Raw genomic sequence first — 19,362 nt, forward strand, 5'->3', positions numbered from 1 at the left:
GTCGTGATGGCGACGCGGGAGCCGTAGATGGTGAGGCAAACTTAGGGTGTCGGAGCTTGTAGGCTGGCGCGCAAGGCCGCCATCGGCAAAGGCTTGATCAGCAGGGCATCCATGCCTGCGGTGGACCATTCTTTGTCTTTGTCCAAAATGGCATTGGCCGTAATGCCAATAATGCGTCCCTGGTAGCCTTCTGCCCGCAGGGCGCGGGCCAGGCCGTAGCCATCCATGCCGGGCATGAACAGGTCGGTAAAGACAATATCAAAGCGGTTTTTGTCTGTCAGTTCCAAGGCCGCTTCGCCACTGGCTTCCAGGTGGGTAGTGCAGCCCAATACGCTTAACTGCTCCTGAAGAATCTGCTGGTTCACCGGATTATCGTCAACAACCAGCACATGTTGTGAGCGCATGGAAGGGCCAATATCTTGCCCGGCTCGTTGAGACGGGCAGGCCAGAGATTGAGCCAGTTGCACCGCCTGCGTGACGTGTTCCATCGCGCTTGAGGCGGTGTAGAAATGGTCTGGATTGTCTGCTTGTATAGCAGTAGTCTGAGCATGGGTTTGAACCATCACCTGGCGGCCTGTCCATTCAGGTGTGCTGGTGGCAAAAGATGGCCAACTGTGGACTAGAACGGAGCCGGGTTTGGCGGGCTGTCCGGTATAAGGCAAGGCATAGGCCCCCCAGTGGCGCAGCCATTTGCTGACATTGGAGACGATTTCAGGGATGTCCCCGGCGACATACACAGGCTGGAACGCCAGTTTGGACTTGGGTGCCGGCGGGGTTGCCGATGGGGTGGCTACCGGTAAAACCACCTCAAAGCTAATGCTGGTGCCCAGTCCGGGTTCGCTGACCACAGACAGGGAGCCACCCATCAAACTGGCCAGGCGCTGGCAAATCGGCAAACCCAGACCGGTACCCGGTTGCTGGTTGATGCCGCTTTTGTGGGCACTGAAATACGGCAAAAACAGCTTGGGCAGCATATCCGCGCTGATGCCCTGGCCCGAGTCCGTTACCTGAAAGCGCAGAGCCAGACGATTACCGGGCTGGGGTTCGGTATGCAGGCGCAGTACAACATGGCCGGAGGTGGTGAACTTGATCGCATTGCTGACCAGGTTGCTCAGAATTTGGCGGATTTTCAAGGAATCGCCAATGGTGGTGGTCAAGGCCCGTACCGGAGTCACTGAATACAGCAGCAAGCCCTTGTTTTGCGCTGTGGCCGCAAAGGCGGCAATCACGTCATCAATCTGCTCTTGTGGTGTAAATTCGCGCGGTTCAAGGGAAACGTGGCCAGCTTCAATGCGTGACAGATCCAGCGATGCGCCCACCACCCGGAACAGGGTTTCGGCCGAGCGGCGCAAGGTGTCCATGTAGGGCGAAGGGTGCTGATGTTTCTCGGAAAGCGATAGCAGTTCCAGTGTTCCCAGAATGCCGTACAGAGGCGTGCGGATTTCATGGCTCATCGTGGTCAGGAACTGGGTCTTGGCGATATTGGCATTTTCAGCCAATTGGCGGGAATGACGCAGGGCCGCCTCTTCTGCTTTCTCGGTCGTGATGTCGATGATTGAACACAATGCTGCCCGCTTGCCACGGTAGTTCAGGCTGATGGCATGCACACGCACACTACGACCATCCTTCAGGGTGATGTCGGAGCAGGCGCTTTGCTCATGCTCTTCTGGCAGCCGCGAGCGCCATTGATGGTCACCTTGCATCCAGGTTCGTGCTTGCAGGTTCTCTTGAAAGATCACCTGGCCCTGGGCATCGACCAGGGTCAGGCCGACAGGGGCCATGGCAATCAGCTTGCGATTCAAGGACACGCTATCGACCAGGCTTTGCTGTTGCTGGCGGGCAGGCAGCAGCAAACGGCGTCGGATCAGGCAAGCCCCGACCAGAACAATGGTGGTAAAGATGGTAAGGGTCAATAAGGCGGTGATCAGGGCGCCGCGACCATCGTGCAGCAATCGCTGAGTGGGCAGGGCGTAGAGCACTCGCAAACCCCCGCTGCCAATGGATTTGCTCAGAATGATATGTTCTGGCCAGGCTTTGCCATCAAAGCCAAAATAGTCTTGCTGTAGCCAGCGCAATTCAGACGGATCAGGTGGGGCGCTACTGTACAAGACGGCTTGACCGCGTATATCGAACAGGATGTGTTCGGTTCCGGGCGGGGGAGCGGATAAGGTCAGGGCTTGATCTATGTCTCGTAGTTCCAGACCCAGCCAGGCCCCCAGCCGGTTTTCTCGATCAATCGGTGTATAGGCCACCAGCCGCGAGGAAGGAGCATCATCATGATGCAGCCAGACCACGGTAACCTGACGGGCATGGGGTTCTTGATTGATCGTACTCAAGCGCGTGGCCAAGGCATCGATGTGCTGCTCCCACCTCAGATTCTGGCCATGTTGCTCCAGACGAAAATCCTGGGCAGGATTCAGCTTGATGTAACGCAGCTTGCCAGTGCGATGGATGGCGTTCCAGTGGCGGCGCGTCAGCAGCAAGGTGTAGTGATCAAGCGCGCCATTGTCTGGTGTGTCAATGGCTTGCAGATTGCCGCTATTGGCCGACAAGGTCAACGAGTCTGGGGAAACTGCGCTGGCGGCCACAGCACGCAAGAGAACCTCGCGCTGGTCAAAGAAGAGCTGAGCATGGTCTGCGGCGCTGTTGAGTTGACGGCGATACTCGGAAATCAGGTGTGTGGCAGACGAGTACAAATAGGCGCCTGTCCCTAGTGATGCGCATAGAATCAGAATCAAAGACAGGGCTGCCAACAAAACACTGGGAAAACGTGGAACCTGCATGGGGGGCAGGTTCTCACGCATAGGGCCGTGGCTTGATGGGTGGCTGGGCTTGCTCATGCTGCGCTGTCTTGGGCCTTGCCTTGCTTGGCCAGATTGCCGGGAAGGATAGGGTCAGGATCGCGGTGGACACAGTTCAGGCGGACCAGTTGATAGTTCAGTTCGTCTGTGTTCTCGGACAGCTCGTAGCGAGCGCGGCACAACTGACCGTTACGGCTAATGTCCAGGTGACCACGCATTTGCTCGGGGGACACCATGGTCAAGACTCGGCCTCGTGGATCTGTCATACCCAGTTGTTCGCCGGCGGCATTGCGCACCATGGCGCCAAAGGGCAGGGCGACTCCTTGTTCGTCATGTAGTTCAAACTGCACGCGGTAGCCCACCTCGGCCTTGAAAGTTGCCAGTGCAACAGCACCACGCGTCGGGACAATCTGCTGTACGGCGTTGTCGAATTCGGCGTTTTTGGGAGCGTGGCGTGTATCCAGACTGACGTGATTGCCGCGGTACGGCGTGGCATGCGGGATGATGGCGTAGCCATTTGAGCCTGTTTCGACACCGACATGGCTGGAGATTCCGACACCGGCTACGGCGGGTTCTACTTTGGCCAGCATGAAGGTCTCGCCCAGCGCCTGACCCAGGTTGACGCCGCCACCGTGCGCCACTATTGAACCGTTGGCCGAGAAGTTGCCGGAGTTGTGACGGTTGCCATAGGAGTAACCAGCATTCATACGGGCAAAAGAAGTGGTCGTGCCGACGTTGACCGATGCATTGCTTTCGCCGGCAACGGTGCGTCCACCTGCGACAGCGTAGCTGATCTCACGGTCGGTAGGTAGCAAGCCACTGGCACCGGCTTGGACCGAGTTGCCATTATTGTCGTGATTGATGCTAGTAAAGCTTTGTGGAGCATGGGAGCCGCTGCCCAAGGGCATGCTCAGCGTCAGCATGATGGCATTGTCATGGGAGCGCGTGGGGCTAAAGGAGGAGTGCAAATTCCGGGTGCGGGTGTAGGCCAGGTTGTAGTTCACCTTGCCGATATGGTTGCTGTAGCCCACCGACAGGCTGTTGGAGGAAGTGTTCTCCCAATGTTTGTTATAGGAGGCGTTCAGGTAGAGATTGCCACCGCCTAAGGGCTGGCTGATGTTGGCATCAATACGCTGGCGAGAGTTGTGTGACCCAGGCATGCGCAGGTGAGCAGGTGCTTGTGTTGCCTGCACATGATCGGACAGGGTGCGATAGCCACGGCTCAGGTCGTGACGCATGGTGACGGACACGTTCGAGCCAGTGGTTTCGAGGAATTTGTTGTAACGCAAGTTCACGCTGGTGCCCTGGGATTGCTGGCCTTGGACACGGCTGGTGGAACGGGTTGCATCCAGTGACACTGCACCTAACTGGGTATTCATGCCTACGCCCAGGGAGTAGGCGCTGAAGTTTTTGGACGCCTGTACCCCGGCGGCCAGCGTCGTATTGGCGCTGACGCCATATAGCATGGAGCCGCTAACAAAATTGGGGCGCTCTTGCATGTCTTCGTTCAGGCGTAGCTGGCCAGCCGCAATGTCATAGCTCAGGCGGCCCTCGCGCACCATCAGGGGCGGAGCGGAAAAGGCTTGGCGCAAGATGCGGCGCGAACCATCGGCTTCGATAATAGTGATTTCCAGATCACCGTTCGAGCCTGAAGGAGACAGGTCGCTGATCGCAAAAGGGCCGGGTGCCACGTTGGTGGTGTAGATCACATAGCCGTTCTGGCGCACTTCCACTGTGGCATTGCTCTCGGCCGTGCCACGGATCACGGGTGCGTAGCCTTGCTCGCTGTCGGGACGCATGGCCTCGTCCGAGTGCATTTGTACACCCATAAAGCGCACGCTGTTAAACAGTGGGGAGCGTGTATAGGTCTGCCCAGCCACCAATTGGCTTTTCAGGGCGACGATGTCGCGCTGAGCATAGGTGTTCTGACTGGTAAAGGTGCTGGAACGGTTGGTGCCCGAGCTGTAGTAGGAGTTGTTGCGTATACGCCAGGGGCCAATATTCACGCCCATGCGCAGGTCTGCGCTGAGGTCATTGGTAGCGGACATACCTTTGCTTTGATCCCGGCGCACGTTTACGCCGTAGTTCACAAAAGCAGCCGTCTGGCCCGAGTCCCACAGAGAAGGGTCGACATAACCGCGTCTGCTGGGATTCATGTAAATCTGTGGAATGTTCAGCAGCAGACGTAATTGGCTACTTTCATAGGTTGCAGTGGCTTCAGGCACGATCTCTGGCAAACGCAGGCAGCTTGCCTCGGCCGGCACAGGGGTAGGCAGTTTGCTCAGGTCAACACCGGCTTGTTCCAGCATCTCCTGGTTAAAGCAGGGTTCGTTGTCATCCGTGCGTGGGTTGCGTTTGAAGGTGATGTCGCGCCGCCCAGTGCGTTGCTGGTTGACATACAAGTCTACGCGCTGCACGCCTTCAGGGACGTTGCTGTTGGAGAGCAAGGTGCGCAGATCGGCTGTGGAGGCATTGCCTTGCAGGAAGGCCATGTTAAAGCCGATGGAGTCTGTTGTATCCAGAGCGGCAACTTGAACGGATTCTGCCTTGGTGTCTTCAGGAGCAGGAATGCGGATGGAGGAGTCTGTCTGGGCCTGGGTTGCGCAGGCCATGATGACCAGGCAGGGCAACAAAGCAAGACGCAACGTAGCCTGAGGTTGGCGGTTGACGGGGCGAATGCGATGGCAGGACAGGCGATTTTTTTTGGACATGACTCTGCACCCAAGGGGGCGTGTTGGACGATTCGAAGACGTGCAAGGGCTCCTGCTACTGGCTGGGAGCCAGTAGCCGAAAGGGTCAGACGTGAGGCGGGGGAGGCTGGGCGGTCTAGGCCGCCGTTTTATGGTGCGTCCGGATTTAAGGCGCGGCCCTGAACTTTGTTCTGCCCGTTCAGGCGAACTTCATAAGGGTCGGCACTGCCATAGTCGCTGATGGCCCGAAACCGCAAGGTGTCCTGGGCACCCGAGCGGCCCAGTGGCAAGAGACGAGTCTGGCCAGGGGCAATCATGCCGGGGTCTTCCATTTCCTGACCTTTGGCGGTGCTCAGGGTGGACATGGATACGTGGTAGGCGCTGGGGTTGTGCACCTCCAGCATGGGTTTGCCCTGACTGTTCACCACAGACCACTGCAATTGAGCGGGGGCCTGCTCTGCCGAACCGGGCAGGCCGTCAGGGCGGAAAAATAATTTGATGCGTTGGCGGATGGCAATCTGCAGTTGATTGTCGCCAGGGCCTTGCTGTGGAATTTCTTGAACGTTCAGCCACAGTACGGTTTCACGGTCGCGGGGCAGACCTTGCTCACCACCGGCGTAAAGCACACGCATCACCTGCTGTGCGTTCGGGGCAACTTTGACCAGTGCGGGTGTGATAGCAAAAGGTAGTTCCGCTTGATCGTGGTCGGTATTCGTTTCTAACCAGGACTGAATCAGTACAGGCGAATTTTCGTTGCGAACTACGATGGACGCTTCTTGTTGTTTTTCGGGCAGGATCAGGCGGGTACCACTCAAGGAGATTGATGCCTGTGCATGGCTGCTTAACAGCGCAGCGCCAAGGGTTAGACATCCAAAAGCCAGTTTCTTGAACGTTGAGATAGACATGGTTCATTCTCCTTGAGGGTGGGTGCTGGCAAGGGGAAATCCCTTTGCCAGCAGCTTAGGCAGTCTTATTCGTAAGACAGCTCGTAAGCGACGGTGGCATTGGCTTGGCCGCCAACGACATCAGCAACTTCAGTACCGGCTTTACGGGTGTAGTACGCGGTCAGAGGGATGTTGATGGAACCGTTAACGTAAGGAGCTTCCAGCTTGGCGGAGCCGGCGGTAAAGTCCAGAACGTTTTCGTTGCTAAGCAACATGATCTGCACGTTTTGTGCACCGCCAGTCACTGCAATACCCTTGCCGGAGGTAGTGGTAGGGGCCAGTTTCAGTTCAACTTTCGTACCGCTGGCACATTCAACTTGCATGTCGATGTTCTTGGCGATGGAGGTCAGGCCGCCTTCGGAGGTGGCAGGTACGGCTTCGGTACCCAGAGTCTTGGCCGAGACGGGGCCCATGTCTACCAGCATGTTGGCGCCGGAGCTGGATGCACCAGGGGTGCGCACGGTGCAGCTGTCAGCGTTGATGCTACCGATAAAGCTGATGTTGCCACGAGCACCAAGAACAGGTTCGGCTTGAGCACCGGCAGCGGCGAAAGCGGAAAGGATGGTGAGGCCTAAAAGGATCTTTTTCATGATTGATTTGACTTCCGGTTGTTGGACAAACGAAGCAACCTTGTTGTACGCCTTGGGGCGCTCGAAGGTTCCCAGGTATGTGCTTGGTTTAGAGCACAATTGAAGTTTAGGAAATCAATCGGTGAAAAGATTTAGGACTATTCTTAAAAATGAAATTAATTGATTGGCTGGGTTGGTTTTTTAATTAATCGCATGTCAAGAGGTGTTTGGGGTGACTTTGCAGTTATTGACAATTAACCCATGTAAGGTGTGATTGTATATAAGTCGTTGAAAAGTAAAACTAAGAATAGTCTGAGATAAATAAAGAATTCACACTCTTAAAATTTATTTCAAGCCGATTTGCATATAGGCCGGAATTAATTATGGATGAATAAGGAGTGTGATGTGACGAGCAGGCAAATCAAGAAACCGACTTTGCCCTTTCAACGAACCATGTGGGCTAAAGTTTGGCTCTTGCCACTTGCACAGCTTTGTTTTGGGGGGCAAGTGCAGGCGTAGCAGTCGTTCTGTTCCAACGGCAAAGTCGTGAACAATTCATACCAGACTTTTCAGAGGCTTTTGCGGTGCGGATGGTGGTGTCGTCATGATAGTGATGTATAAAAAAAGGAGCCGTTCTGGCTCCTTTTTTACTGCTTGTCCTGGCCTTGCTGCCAGCGCAAATAGGCGCTGCGAGTCTGGGCAGACACGGACTCCAACACTTTTTGATGAGTGACTTTATGGCGTGCTAGCAAGCGTGCATCGGCCACGGTTTTGGACTTGCAAAACCAGTGACAGCTATGTTGGAACAGATAAAGTTCGGCTGACAAATGATAGGCACGGCTTTTGGGGTCCAACTGCTCGGGATTGTCGACAACATGGCGCAAACCTGCGGCATGAATCTGCAAAAGCTGGCGAAAGTCGCGCGTCATGGACGGGATGATTCGTTCTGCGTAAGGCACACAAAAAGGCAACATGCCCACACGGGTGTTTTCTGCCGGTTCTTTTTGTAGTGCATCGGCCAAGGATTGAATCTGGGTAGCCACGGCGTTTTCAGTCTGGGCAAACATGTCCAGAACCTGCTGTTGGCGCGAGAGATCCTGTTCGCCAATCGCACGGGTATAGCCTTCTGTCAGCGTTTCCATGTGGCGTTCCAACTGAAAGCTGCTCAGATGGTGGCCCAGCAAGATAATGCGCCCGCGTTGATAGCGTGCCCGCACAAAATGAAGGGCAATAGCGGCGATCAGAAGAAGTATGACTGTGTCCATCACTCGTGTTTCCGTGCTGGGCCTGGCGCCTTGTTCTTGTTTCCCCGCAGCAGGGTTAGGCCAGGCTATAGAAAAATGCTGTCAAAGTAGCAGCCGGCCATTGTATCCCGTCATTCTTTATTCTTGTTTTCATTCTTATCAGGGATGGCCGCCGATCAGTCTGCTTGGGCAAAACAGGCATGGCATTGTAAAAGATGGCTGTGCCATTTCGAGCCGCCCCCAAAGTCGAATACGGGCTTCGGCGTTGGGGGGCGGCTCATGTCTTTAGTGCCTTCGCTTGGTTGGCAGCAGCCTTAGCACAAGGGCTGCTTATGGAAGGATTGCCCTGCGGACCACACAGCTTGGTGTTGGTCTGCAATCCGCTCTGCTTTTAGGCTTTCCCTGCTGCAGGCAGGGCGCAGGTGCCGGATGCCTGTGTCTGCTCCTGACTGATCTGACGTACCACCAGGAACATGCACAGTGCCGAGACAATAATGCAGGGGATGGCGGAGGTGATTACACCAGCAGCGCCATAGCCCTGACTAAGCAACATGCCTGCAATGGTGGGGCCCAGGGTGGCGCCAATACGGCCTACTGCGGCGGCGGTGCCAACACCCGTGGCACGCACGGCAGTGGGGTAGACGATGCCGCCAAAGGCATACAAGACACCCTGGCAGCCGATCACAAAAGCACCAGTCAAGGCGGCGGCCCAATACATCTGCTCCAGCCCGGAAGCACCGTTCAAACTGAGCAAACCGGCCAGGATTCCGCCATACATCAGGGCGATGACCAAAGCCTTGTGCCAGCGGTCTGTCAAATAGCCCAGCAAGACGGTGCCCACGGTTGCACTGACCATGAACCAGAATTGGGCGGTGCTGCCTTGTTTACGGCTAAAGCCCAGCTCCTGGAACAGGGAGGGCAGCCAGCTCAGCATCAGATACACCACCATCAATGTGAAGAAATAGCTGACCCACAAGAGCAGGGTACGGGCGGCAAGACCATTGCTGAACAGGTCCTGGAAGCGGCCTTGTACGATGGTTCGATTCTGGCGTGCTTGCAAAAACTCGCGTGACTCAGGCAGCAGCCACACCATCACGGGAATGACCAGCAGAGGCAGCAAGCCACCCAGGTAGAAGATGTTTTTCCAGTTCTCGCCAAAGTTGGAAGCGGCTACCAGCGACAAAATGGCTGCACCAACGGGCATGCCCGCATACATCATGCCCACGGCGCGGGCACGGTGTTCGGGTTTGACGGACTCGGCAGCCAAGGTGATCAGATTGGGCATGGCTGCGCCCAAACCAGCACCGGCCAGAAAGCGCACCAGCAACAAGGTGGCCAGGCTGTTGACCCAGGCGGTGAACAAGGTAAACAGGGCAAAGATGGCGACCGAGGCAATCAACACGGCTTTGCGACCGTATTTATCTGCCCAGCGCCCGCCCATTAGCGAACCGGGCAGTAGCCCTAGAATGCCTGCGCTTAGAAAATAGCCTTGGTAGGTTTTATCCAGACCGAACTCTGCCGCCACGCCTTTCACGGCAATGCCAGCGGCCTGGATATCCATGCCTTCGATAACAGCGATCAGAAAGCAGATCGCCACCGTAATGACCGCGTGCTTGCGGCCGTGGGTTTGTGTCATTTCAATGTCTCCTCGGTTTACCGGGACGTTTTTTTTCTTGCTTCTGCCACCTGCCCGCCCCGAATTCAGGGTGCAGAAACCCGACTCATCGCGCGATAAAGCGGCGGTGAGCCGGGGGTAGAACTTTTTAGTTTTTTGAAATCAGGCCGTGGTGCCCTGTCGTTGCAGCAAGTCCAGAGCCACGTCCACGATCATGTCTTCCTGACCGCCCACCATGCGGCGTTTGCCCAGTTCGACCAGAATGTCCACGGTTTTCAGGCCGTATTTCTGTGCGGCCACTTCGCTGTGACGCAAGAAGCTGCTGTACACGCCTGCATAGCCCAGGGCCAGGGTTTCGCGATCGACGCGTACGGGGCGATCTTGCAAGGGGCGCACAATGTCGTCCGCTGCATCCATCAAGGTGTACAGATCCGTGCCATGGTTCCAGCCCATGCGTGCGGCGGCAGCAATAAACACTTCCAAGGGCGCATTGCCGGCTCCTGCGCCCATGCCCGCCAGACTGGCATCGATACGGTCGCAGCCTTCTTCCACGGCCACAATGCTGTTGGCCACACCCAGGGACAGGTTGTGGTGGGCGTGAATGCCGGTTTCGGTCTCGGGCTTGAGCACGTCCTTGAAGGCGCGGAAACGGTCACGCACATCATTCATGTTCAAGGCACCGCCTGAATCGACCACATAGCAGCAGGTCGCTCCGTAGCTTTCCATCAGCTTGGCTTGTTCGGCCAAGTGTTGTGGGGTCGTCATGTGGCTCATCATCAAAAAGCCCACCGTGTCCATGCCCAGATTGCGGGCATATTCGATGTACTGCTTGCTGACGTCGGCCTCGGTACAGTGAGTGGCCACCCGCACGGTACGGGCACCGGCGTCGTAGGCAGCCTTCAGATCGTGGATGGTACCAATGCCGGGCAGCAGCAAGGTGGCAATCTTGGCATGCGTGACAACCGAGGCGACGGCCTCAATCCATTCCAGGTCGGTGTGCGCGCCAAAACCGTAGTTAAAGCTGGAGCCGCACAAACCATCGCCGTGGGCCACTTCAATGGAATCGACTTTGGCCTGGTCCAGGGCACGGGCAATATCCATGGCGTTTTGCACGCTGTATTGATGACGCACCGCGTGGCTGCCGTCGCGCAGGGTCACATCGGAGATATAGAGCTTCTTGTTGGGATCGTGTGCCATTGTGATGTCCTTGCGTGTCATGCGGTTTGCGTCAGCAGGCGGGTTTGGGCCAGACGCTCGGCGCAGGCCAATGCCGCACTGGTCATGATGTCCAGATTGCCGGCATAGGCGGGCAGATAGTGGGCCGCGCCCTCGACTTCGATAAACACCGAGGTTTTCAGGCCGGAACGCCATCCCAGACCAGGCACATTGATGGGCTTGTCCTCGGGGATGACATCGAACTGCACTTTTTGTTTGAGGCGATAGCCCGGCACGTAGGCCTGCACCTTGTCGGCCATGCGCTGGATGGATTGTTCGATTTCCGCTTCCTTGCCCGGATCGCTCAGGGTGTAGACGGTATCGCGCATCAATAAGGGTGGTTCGGCCGGGTTGAGCACAATAATGGCTTTACCCACGGTGGCACCGCCCACGACCTGCATGGCTTTGCTGGTGGTCTCAGTAAATTCGTCAATATTGGCGCGGGTGCCCGGACCAGCCGATTTGGACGAGATCGAGGCAATGATTTCGGCATAATGCACCGGGGTCACCTGCGAGACGGCCGCAATAATGGGCACGGTGGCTTGTCCGCCACAGGTCACCATATTGATGTTGGGGGCGTCCAGATTGTCGTCCAGGTTGACCACCGGGATGGTGTAGGGACCAATGGCGGCAGGTGTCAGATCAATCACCTGGATGCCGTGCTCTTGCAGGACGGCATTGTGACGGGCGTGGGCACCGGCGCTGGTCGCATCAAACACAATGCGAATGTCCTTGAAGTTGGGCAGCTTCAGCAGCCCGTCCAGGCCTTCATGGGTGGTGGGCACGCCCAGGCGGGCCGCACGGGCCAGGCCATCGGAGGCCGGGTCGATACCGACCATGGCGCCCATTTTCAGGTGCTTGCTTTGGCGCATCACCTTGATCATCAGGTCGGTGCCGATATTGCCCGAGCCAATGATGGCGACGGCAATGCCGTTGGGGTTTGTCATGTGTGTTACTCCGTACAAAGAGGACTTAGCCTGCGCTGAAGGTGACGGATACCGAGCCTATGCCCTCGATCACGGCTTCAAAATGATCGCCGGGGGCAACGGGTGCCATCGGGCCCAGGGCACCGGTCAGAATCAGATCGCCGGCCCGTAGCGGTTCGCCCAGTTTGGCCATGGTGCGAGCCAGCCAGGCGGCGGCATTAAAGGGGTGGCCCAGACATTCGGCACCACTGCCACTGGAGGCCAGTTCTCCATTGCGATGCAGGCTCATGCGGGCATTGCGCAGGTCCAGACCGTCCAGGCGGCGGGCCGGACCGCCCAGCACGTACAGACCGCTGGAGGCGTTGTCGGCCACGGTATCCACAAAGCGGATATCCCAGTTGGCGATGCGGCTGCCGACGATTTCCAGCGAGGGCATGACCCAGCCCACAGCGGCGGCGACATCGCCAAAACTGGTGTCGGCATGGGGCAGGTCGCGATCCAGCACCAGGGCAATTTCAGCCTCGATCTTCGGTTGCAGGACGCGCTCGACAGGAACGGTTTCGCCATCGCCATAGGCCATGTCGGCAAACAGGGCGCCAAAGTCGGGTTGCGACACGCCCAGTTGCTGCTGGACCTTGGGGTTGGTCAGGCCAATCTTGCGGCCTGTCAGGCGACGGCCCTGGGCAAGACCTCGGGCAATATTGATGCGCTGGATGGTGTAGGCTGCCTCGGCATTGTCTTCACCAATCAGGCTGCGAATCGGCTCGATGGACTGACTGCTGTTCTCGGCCTGGCGCAAACGGCTGGCCAGGGTGTCGAGCAGATCGCTGGATGTTTCGCTCATCTCAACGCTCCAGGAAATCCAGAACCAACTGGTTGAACTTCTCGGCATGTTCCCACTGCGCCCAGTGACCGCATTGGTTGTAGACGTGCAGCTCGGAATTGGGGATACCTGCCAGCAGGCGCAGGCCGGTATCGAAAGGCACAACACGATCCTGACGACCCCAGATGATCAGGGTAGGAGCGCTAATGCTGGGCAGACGCGGGCTGAAATCCGGGAACTGACGTGGGTTGGCTTCCAGCGATTTCAGGAAGTTTTCCAGGTGATCCTTGCGGCTGAGCATATTGTTCAGGCGCGCTTGCAGCAGCTCGTCGGTCAGCACACTGGCGTCGAACACGAACACATTGTTAAAGCGTTTCAGGTTTTCCAGCGTGGGTTCGCGGTACAGGCCGTTCAGCAGCTTGATACCTTCGCTGGGCATAGGAGTAAACAGGCTCATGCCACCCGTGCCGCCACCCATCAGAACCAGCTTGGCCACACGTTCAGGCCAGGTCAGGGCAAAGGCAACCGAGCTATGACCGCCCATGGAGTTACCCAGCATGTGGATTTTGTCTATGCCCAGTTGGTCAATAATGCTTTTCACCACACGGGCGTTCAGGTCCGAGCGCGAACCGCTGTTGACGATGGAATCGCTCTTGCCCCAGCCAGGGCAATCGATCAGCAAGACGCGGTAGCCAGCTTGCGTGAGCGGTTCAATATTGCGGTTGAAGTTGGCCCAGCCGGTGGCACCGGGGCCCGAGCCGTGCAACATGACGACCGTCTGTTCACCCTGGCCCAAATCGTTGTAATGGATGCGCAGTTCTTTGCCTTCCTCGACCACGGTCGCGAAACGGCTGTAATCAGATTCATTCAGACTCATGACAATCTCCTGAGGTTTTGTTGTGGTGGATTTCAGTTCTGGCGCGGATGGGCGGACAAGCCACCAAAGCCGGCAATCCACTCGGGAATTTCGCGGTAATAGCGATGCCCCGCTTCATAAGGGCCATAGGCTGACAGTCCGGCAAAAGCGGCCACCCAGGTCTTAACCTCGTGGGCACTGCGCCCAGCCAGTGCCGAGACGTCATCGTTCGCCACTTCATCGAGCTGTTGGTAGCTTTGTGTTTGAAGCAGATTCAGAAAGCCCTGGTCCCACTCGGGGTTGAGTGGGTGCAGAACAGAAGGGTCCTGAGTAAAGGCTTTGCCGGCATCAATGGTGCGTTGTGTACGGGCAGCACGCGCCTCGGGCGAGAGCGTGTAGCCCTCGCCATCGAGCGAGCGACGCACGGCATCGGGTGCCTCGGCATACACCGGCACAGGAGGTTGATGCGACAAGCCACCCGAACCGATCCACAGCACGCGCTTGCCGGTCGAGCGGGCCCATTGCCCGATGGCCTCGCCCAGCAAACGGGCACGTTTGAAGGTCGGCAAGGGGGCGGCCACCGAATTGATAAACACCGGGATGACCGGGTACTGATCCAGACTACCCACCAGATGTTCCAGCGGATAGGCGGCACCATGATCGAGCTGCATATCGTGCGAAATGGCCACATCCACGCCGCTATTGATCACATGGGTGGCGCATTGTGTCGCCAGCTCGAAGGGCACGTCCAGGCGTCCGGCCAGGCTGTCAAAATCACCAATGGCATGGGCGCCAGTGCCTATGCAAAAGCTGGGCATGACGTTGTAGAAAAAACCGTTGAAATGATCGGGAGTGAACAGCACGATCAGATCAGGTTTGAAAGCCGCGACACGTTCGCGGGCGGCTTTCTGTACCGCAAAGACTTCGTCCAGTACGGCTTGGGCTGGGTCGTGGTGACCCAGCAACGGCGTGTGTGAAAGACACTCCAGGTGTGCCTGCATGCCAGTCTCCTGACTCTGATTATGGGTGTAAGGGGGCCGCTGCTTCGACTGCCACTGCAGCGATTGCGGCTGGGCTGTTTGTTGCCTGTGCGATTTGTTTGGCCAGGTTGCGCAGGTTCTGGGCAGTGTCGTTCCAGACCTCCAGCGGCAGGACAGCCCGGCGTTCGATCAGCTCTTTAAGCGGGCGCATGTCACGGCCTTGATTGACGGTGATGGCTCCACAGATGGCCCCTTCGGGGTCCAGACCAATCAGGACAAAAGGAGGCGTGTCCAGATCGCCGCGCACAATCCAGTGGGCAGCGGCCATATCCCCGGCAAACTGGATGTTCATATCGCATTGGTCTGTCCAGAACCAAGCCGGGCTGGCCTGAGCCGGCTCCTGGTTGAGCATGTGGCAGACGGCCATGCAGGCTTGATGATTGGCGTTTTCCCAGGTTTCTTGCCGTTGCCAGCGTCCATCCATACCGATTTGCACGGTAGTGTCACCCGCCGCATAAATGGCAGGCTGGGAACTGCGACCATGCTCATCAATCACGATGGCACCTTGTTCGGTGTGCAATCCGGCGCTGTCGGCCAAGCGGGTATCAATCGTCACACCGACACCGTAAATCAGCAGGTCACCTTGCAGCTCCTGACCATTGTCCAGTGTCAGCACGACTTTCTGTTCTTGGTCGAGGTGGGCCTTGCTGACCTGTGTGCCCAGGTGAAAGCGCACGCCGCGCGCTTCATGTACGGTCTGCAGATACTGGCTGAGAACTTCCGGTGCGTTGCGCGACATGACCCGGGCGGCGGGGTCGATCAGTTCTACACTGGCACCCAAGGCGATCAGGCTGGAGGCCAGTTCCAAACCAATAACGCCCGCTCCGACCAGCAAGACATGGCTGCCAGGCTTGAGCTGGGCACGGATACGGTTGGCGTCGTCCAGCGTACGCAAGACATGCGATACCGAACCCAGCGCGTCCAGCTCGGGCAGACGGCGGGCTTGTGCGCCGGTAGCCAGCAACAGGCTGTCATACTTTAGGGTTTCGCCATTGGATAGGGTGACGCAGCCTTGTTGAGCATCAATCGTATCCGCACGAACCCCCAGTTTCAGGGTGATGTTCTGCTCGGTGTAAAAGTGTTCCGGATGCACGTTGAGCTGCACATTGTCCGGGTCCAACAAGGCATCTTTGGACAAGGGCGGACGCTCGTAGGGCAGGTACGGCTCCTCACCGACCAGGGTGATCTGCCCGGCAAATTCACGGCGGCGCAGTTCAGCGGCGGCCGTGGCTCCGGCTTGTCCCCCCCCGATAATCACAATATGAGGTGTCTGCATCACAGCTCCAGTCCACCGGCCACATTACGTATGCCGCGTATTCCCAGGCCTGCGTCGGCATTGATCATGACGCCGGTCAGCGTTTGGTTGTTCTGGCGCGAGGCCAGCAGCACAAACGGGCCGGTGAATTCCTCAGGCTCGGGAAAGAATTGCAGGGGCAAAATTGCTTTGATGGCGTCGGGCGAGCGCGAGTCCATGATGCGCGTATCTTGCTGGCCCAAGGCTTGTGGGCCACGCAGATCGGTTTTCATGCCGCAGGGCCCCACGCCGTTGACACGCACTTTAGGGGCCAGCTCAAACGCCAGCTCGCGAATCAGACCGACCGCTGCATGTTTGCTGGCGGTATAGAGCGGGCCGCCGCCTTCGGCGTAAAAGGCCGAATTGCTTAAGGTGAAAATCATGCTGCCGCAGGATTTGACCAGTTCAGCGGCGGCTGCCTTGGCACCGAGCAGATAGCCTTTGACGTTGATGGCAAACAGCTCGTCAAAGCCAGTGTCCAATTGCTCGATGCTGGTGTTGATCAGCCGGGCACCGTGGTCCCAGACTGCGGCGTTGCCAATAAAACAGTCCAGCTTGCCAAAGCGGGCAACCGTGGCAGCCACGGCTTTCTGGTTGTCCGCCGCGCTGCACACATCGCCCTGGATAGCCAGCACTTTGCCTGCAAACTTCTGTTCCAGATCGGCACATTTTTCTGCCGAGCGTTCCAGTACCGCCACGGATGCGCCTTCCTGGAGAAAGCGCTCCACCAATGCCAGACCCAGGCCTGAGCCGCCGCCGGTGATCAAAGCGACTTCGTTTTGTAGCCAGCCGTTCATGCCTGGGCCTCCAGATCGATATAGACCATGCCTTCGCTGATGATTACCGGATAGGTACGTAGCGCCTCGGTGGCGGGCTGGCACAGGGCCGCGCCCGTTTTCAGGCAGAAACGGGCAGCGTGCAGTGGGCACTCCACTGTGCCATCGTCCTCGACATAGCCTTCGGACATGGACGCGTTGCCATGTGTGCAACGGTCGTCAGTCGCATAGAAGGTGCCATCAATATTGAACAGGGCAATCTGACGGTCGGGAGTGTCTATCTTCAGTGCCTCGCCATCGGCCAGGGCACCGGTTTCACATGCGGTAATGCGTGTCATATCAATCAACATCGGAAAGTGAGCAGGGTCAGAACAGAACGCTCAGGTTGTGGGATGTAATGACCACTTGATCCAGAACGATCTCGCGTTCATACAGCTCCCAACCAAAGCGGTTGTCTGCACGGCGTACATAGTCCAGGCGTTTGCCGGCGTACCAGGTCTCGTCCTTCTCTTTCTGGGCGCGGTACAGGATGTAGTTGCTACGAATTTCGTAACCCTGGCCGTCGGCAGTGGGGCGAATACGCAGGTTGCTGACAAAGTGGCGGGTGCGCGAAGGAGGTTCTTCGGCCCAGGCCATGCCGGTTTCCAGGCGAGCGACGCGACGTTCCAGTTGGAACTTGTTGTCGTTAAAGATCCAGGTGGTGGGTGGCTGCACGCTGCGGCGACGGTCGCGGGTTTGCGCATTGGTGGTGCTGCGCATGTGGTAGTGCACATCCTCGGACAGCAGGTCCAGCCAGTCGCGAAACTGCCAGTCGTCCAGCAACTCGGCTTCCATGTACAGGAAGTCAGCAATTTCATGATGCAGTTGCATATCGACGATGGCTGTTTGGGTCGGTTCTTCAATGACGGCGCTCATTTCACCAACTCCTCTTCGTAGACGCGGCTGCGCTCCAGGACTTCATCCCAGGTCTCGGACACCATCAGGTCGGCCCAGTACTTGTACAGGCCGCGAGCGGCGGTTTCGGAGAAGATGTAGTTGGTGACGCCTGGCACGCCGTCGCTACGCAGACCTTCGTTACCCAGGCCCATTTCCATGCACAACTGGGTGCCACGGGCGCGTTTGCCACGCAGGATTTTTTGGATCTCAGCCCAGTTCTCGGAGTCGTCCTGCTCCAGGAATCCGGCAGGACCAAAAGCGCGGGTGGCGCTGCGTTCAAAGGCCGCCTTCACATTGTCGGGAGCGGCGGCATCGGCAATACAAAATGCCCAGACTTCCACCTGGTTCGGGCCGCGTGGATGCCAGACGCGCAGCGTTGCGGTACCGTTCAGCCAGCTCAGTGTCGGGAACATATTGTTGTGGCCAGCCAGACGCAGGGCACGCACTTCGCCCAGGCGCTCGTGCGCTTCGGCATAGGTGTCGCGAAAGTACTGCGAGACCTCACCGTCTACCCACACGTTGGCATCGGGCTGTTCGGTAAAAAAGAAGCCACTGCCATGGCCGCGTTGGCCATATTGGACGGCGTCTTTGGCGGTTTCCCAGACCGGGCGGGCGGTTTGACCGGCACCTAGCGCCTTGTCTTCGTCACCCGGTTTTTGGCCCAGCACCTGCACAGCAGAAGCGTGCGAGAACAGAGCGTGGTATTGGTCGGAAGCGAATTGCTCAGCGGGGAATTTCCAGTTGCATTCGATGGTCCATTTCTGAACCCCGCCAATGATTTCAGTCCCGCCTTCGCGTCGGTCCAACACACCGTCCAGATACCAGGCGATATCGCCCATGTATTCTTCCAGATCAGGAGCGCTCGCATCCCAGTTGCCAAAGACCAGACCCTTGTATACTTTGACGCGGGTCACTTCTTGCAGACCCCACTTTTCCTTGCACAAGCCTTGCGGATAGGCGCGCGGCTCCAGCGGTACGTCCACCAGATCGCCGTTGGTGCCATAGCTCCAGCCGTGGTAGGGACAGGTAAAGGCTTTGGTATTGCCCGAGTCGGCATAGGACACGCGCATCGAGCGGTGTCGGCATTGGTTCAGGAAGGCCTTGATCGAGCCGTCTTTTTGACGGACAACGATAATCGGGTCCTCGCCCATATAGGTATTGAAGAAGTCTCCCGCTTTGGGGATCTGGCTGGTGTGACACAGGAACAGCCAGGTGCGGCCAAAGATGCGCTCCAGCTCCAGCTCATAAATATCCGGGTCGGTGTAAATGGAAGGGGTAACGCGTCCATTACGTGCATCGACCAAGGCTTCGATTTTTTCAGGGTTGATTCCCATCGCTTGCTCCTCGCTATTGCAATGCGTGCTTTTGCGAAACAGGTTTTTGTCGCCAACGGCAAAATGTAGAAGCTTGAAATGAATTCGACCAATACTTGCTTTAGATCGGGTGATCGGCAAACCCGATAAGTCGGCTTTAAGACCCTGGCATGTATAGGGTTTAAGTCTGAAGGCCAATATTGATGCGGCTTTACAGGTACTTAGGGTTTACGAGAATCCCAATTGCTGCGCTGCAGCAATGAAAATCGCAGTCGCTTGTAACGCCTTTGGAGCAGCGACAATAGTGCTTGCAAGAACGG

At 57.4% G+C, this 19,362-nt stretch carries 16 protein-coding genes; all 16 read right to left on the reverse strand.

All coding sequences use genetic code 11. The annotated features are described in order from the left end of the window. Positions 1 to 41 precede the first annotated feature (41 nt). The 16 genes from LNA76_RS00545 to hcaE all read right to left on the reverse strand — a co-directional run bounded on the left by LNA76_RS00545 (position 42) and on the right by hcaE (position 19,063). Positions 42 to 2,840 carry an ATP-binding protein gene (locus LNA76_RS00545; protein ID WP_230017608.1) on the reverse strand — a complete coding sequence of 933 codons (2,799 nt, stop codon included), beginning with the start codon at positions 2,838 to 2,840 and terminating at the stop codon, positions 42 to 44. After that, the gene (locus tag LNA76_RS00550) at positions 2,837 to 5,512 is read right to left on the reverse strand and encodes a fimbria/pilus outer membrane usher protein (RefSeq protein WP_230017609.1); all 2,676 of its coding nucleotides are present in this window, start codon (positions 5,510 to 5,512) and stop codon (positions 2,837 to 2,839) included. The genes LNA76_RS00545 and LNA76_RS00550 overlap by 4 nt, the downstream gene beginning before the upstream one ends. Positions 5,513 to 5,640: 128 nt before the next feature. After that, entirely contained in the window at positions 5,641 to 6,396 is a 756-nt protein-coding gene (locus tag LNA76_RS00555) for a fimbrial biogenesis chaperone (protein WP_230017610.1), read from the reverse strand. Positions 6,397 to 6,461: 65 nt separating this feature from the next. Next, the gene (locus LNA76_RS00560) at positions 6,462 to 7,025 is read right to left on the reverse strand and encodes a fimbrial protein (RefSeq protein ID WP_230017612.1); all 564 of its coding nucleotides are present in this window, start codon (positions 7,023 to 7,025) and stop codon (positions 6,462 to 6,464) included. A 626-nt stretch (positions 7,026 to 7,651) separates the two neighbouring features. Then, positions 7,652 to 8,269 (reverse strand): hypothetical protein, encoded by a 618-nt coding sequence (locus LNA76_RS00565; RefSeq protein ID WP_230017613.1) that lies wholly within the window; start codon positions 8,267 to 8,269, stop codon positions 7,652 to 7,654. A gap of 370 nt (positions 8,270 to 8,639) precedes the next feature. Then, on the reverse strand, positions 8,640 to 9,884 hold the full coding sequence (gene mhpT, locus LNA76_RS00570; protein ID WP_094197441.1) for a 3-(3-hydroxy-phenyl)propionate transporter MhpT: 1,245 nt from the start codon (positions 9,882 to 9,884) through the stop codon (positions 8,640 to 8,642). 141 nt (positions 9,885 to 10,025) lie between these two features. Then, positions 10,026 to 11,060: a 4-hydroxy-2-oxovalerate aldolase gene (gene dmpG, locus LNA76_RS00575; RefSeq protein ID WP_094197440.1), complete on the reverse strand. Its 1,035-nt coding sequence runs from the start codon at positions 11,058 to 11,060 to the stop codon at positions 10,026 to 10,028. Positions 11,061 to 11,077: 17 nt separating this feature from the next. Further along, entirely contained in the window at positions 11,078 to 12,025 is a 948-nt protein-coding gene (locus LNA76_RS00580) for an acetaldehyde dehydrogenase (acetylating) (RefSeq protein WP_035272042.1), read from the reverse strand. Between the two features lie 25 nt (positions 12,026 to 12,050). Next, positions 12,051 to 12,848, reverse strand: a complete 798-nt coding sequence (gene mhpD, locus LNA76_RS00585; RefSeq protein WP_108727828.1) for a 2-keto-4-pentenoate hydratase — start codon at positions 12,846 to 12,848, stop codon at positions 12,051 to 12,053. A gap of 1 nt (position 12,849) precedes the next feature. Beyond that, positions 12,850 to 13,704: an alpha/beta fold hydrolase gene (locus LNA76_RS00590; RefSeq protein WP_094197438.1), complete on the reverse strand. Its 855-nt coding sequence runs from the start codon at positions 13,702 to 13,704 to the stop codon at positions 12,850 to 12,852. 32 nt (positions 13,705 to 13,736) lie between these two features. Then, the gene (locus LNA76_RS00595; RefSeq protein ID WP_230017614.1) at positions 13,737 to 14,684 is read right to left on the reverse strand and encodes a 3-carboxyethylcatechol 2,3-dioxygenase; all 948 of its coding nucleotides are present in this window, start codon (positions 14,682 to 14,684) and stop codon (positions 13,737 to 13,739) included. Positions 14,685 to 14,703: 19 nt separating this feature from the next. Further along, positions 14,704 to 15,999 (reverse strand): 3-phenylpropionate/cinnamic acid dioxygenase ferredoxin--NAD(+) reductase subunit, encoded by a 1,296-nt coding sequence (gene hcaD / locus LNA76_RS00600; RefSeq protein ID WP_230017615.1) that lies wholly within the window; start codon positions 15,997 to 15,999, stop codon positions 14,704 to 14,706. Further along, the gene (gene hcaB, locus LNA76_RS00605; RefSeq protein ID WP_094197436.1) at positions 15,999 to 16,814 is read right to left on the reverse strand and encodes a 3-phenylpropionate-dihydrodiol/cinnamic acid-dihydrodiol dehydrogenase; all 816 of its coding nucleotides are present in this window, start codon (positions 16,812 to 16,814) and stop codon (positions 15,999 to 16,001) included. The genes hcaD and hcaB overlap by 1 nt, the downstream gene beginning before the upstream one ends. Next, on the reverse strand, positions 16,811 to 17,131 hold the full coding sequence (gene hcaC / locus LNA76_RS00610; protein WP_094198412.1) for a 3-phenylpropionate/cinnamic acid dioxygenase ferredoxin subunit: 321 nt from the start codon (positions 17,129 to 17,131) through the stop codon (positions 16,811 to 16,813). Before hcaC ends, hcaB begins: the two co-directional genes overlap by 4 nt. 28 nt (positions 17,132 to 17,159) lie before the next feature. Next, complete coding sequence (gene hcaF / locus LNA76_RS00615; protein WP_094197435.1) at positions 17,160 to 17,708, reverse strand: 3-phenylpropionate/cinnamic acid dioxygenase subunit beta; 549 nt, start codon at positions 17,706 to 17,708, stop codon at positions 17,160 to 17,162. After that, a complete protein-coding gene (gene hcaE, locus LNA76_RS00620) occupies positions 17,705 to 19,063 on the reverse strand; it encodes a 3-phenylpropionate/cinnamic acid dioxygenase subunit alpha (RefSeq protein WP_094197434.1) in 1,359 nt (452 codons plus the stop codon). Before hcaE ends, hcaF begins: the two co-directional genes overlap by 4 nt. Positions 19,064 to 19,362 lie beyond the last annotated feature (299 nt).

It is taken from the genome of Alcaligenes sp. MMA (assembly GCF_020907215.1).
Classification (GTDB): Bacteria; Pseudomonadota; Gammaproteobacteria; order Burkholderiales; family Burkholderiaceae_B; genus Alcaligenes; species Alcaligenes aquatilis.

What these genes read in the sequence shown, in the direction of transcription:
- hcaE (WP_094197434.1), bottom strand. Translation starts at nt 19,063, where the DNA reads ATGGGAATCAACCCTGAAAAAATCGAAGCCTTGGTCGATGCACGTAAT.
- hcaD (WP_230017615.1), bottom strand. Translation starts at nt 15,999, where the DNA reads ATGCAGACACCTCATATTGTGATTATCGGGGGGGGACAAGCCGGAGCC.
- mhpT (WP_094197441.1), bottom strand. Translation starts at nt 9,884, where the DNA reads ATGACACAAACCCACGGCCGCAAGCACGCGGTCATTACGGTGGCGATC.
- LNA76_RS00555 (WP_230017610.1), bottom strand. Translation starts at nt 6,396, where the DNA reads ATGTCTATCTCAACGTTCAAGAAACTGGCTTTTGGATGTCTAACCCTT.
- LNA76_RS00590 (WP_094197438.1), bottom strand. Translation starts at nt 13,704, where the DNA reads ATGAGTCTGAATGAATCTGATTACAGCCGTTTCGCGACCGTGGTCGAG.
- LNA76_RS00550 (WP_230017609.1), bottom strand. Translation starts at nt 5,512, where the DNA reads ATGTCCAAAAAAAATCGCCTGTCCTGCCATCGCATTCGCCCCGTCAAC.
- mhpD (WP_108727828.1), bottom strand. Translation starts at nt 12,848, where the DNA reads ATGAGCGAAACATCCAGCGATCTGCTCGACACCCTGGCCAGCCGTTTG.
- LNA76_RS00565 (WP_230017613.1), bottom strand. Translation starts at nt 8,269, where the DNA reads ATGGACACAGTCATACTTCTTCTGATCGCCGCTATTGCCCTTCATTTT.
- LNA76_RS00545 (WP_230017608.1), bottom strand. Translation starts at nt 2,840, where the DNA reads ATGAGCAAGCCCAGCCACCCATCAAGCCACGGCCCTATGCGTGAGAAC.
- LNA76_RS00580 (WP_035272042.1), bottom strand. Translation starts at nt 12,025, where the DNA reads ATGACAAACCCCAACGGCATTGCCGTCGCCATCATTGGCTCGGGCAAT.
- LNA76_RS00595 (WP_230017614.1), bottom strand. Translation starts at nt 14,684, where the DNA reads ATGCAGGCACACCTGGAGTGTCTTTCACACACGCCGTTGCTGGGTCAC.
- hcaF (WP_094197435.1), bottom strand. Translation starts at nt 17,708, where the DNA reads ATGAGCGCCGTCATTGAAGAACCGACCCAAACAGCCATCGTCGATATG.
- hcaC (WP_094198412.1), bottom strand. Translation starts at nt 17,131, where the DNA reads ATGACACGCATTACCGCATGTGAAACCGGTGCCCTGGCCGATGGCGAG.
- LNA76_RS00560 (WP_230017612.1), bottom strand. Translation starts at nt 7,025, where the DNA reads ATGAAAAAGATCCTTTTAGGCCTCACCATCCTTTCCGCTTTCGCCGCT.
- hcaB (WP_094197436.1), bottom strand. Translation starts at nt 16,814, where the DNA reads ATGAACGGCTGGCTACAAAACGAAGTCGCTTTGATCACCGGCGGCGGC.
- dmpG (WP_094197440.1), bottom strand. Translation starts at nt 11,060, where the DNA reads ATGGCACACGATCCCAACAAGAAGCTCTATATCTCCGATGTGACCCTG.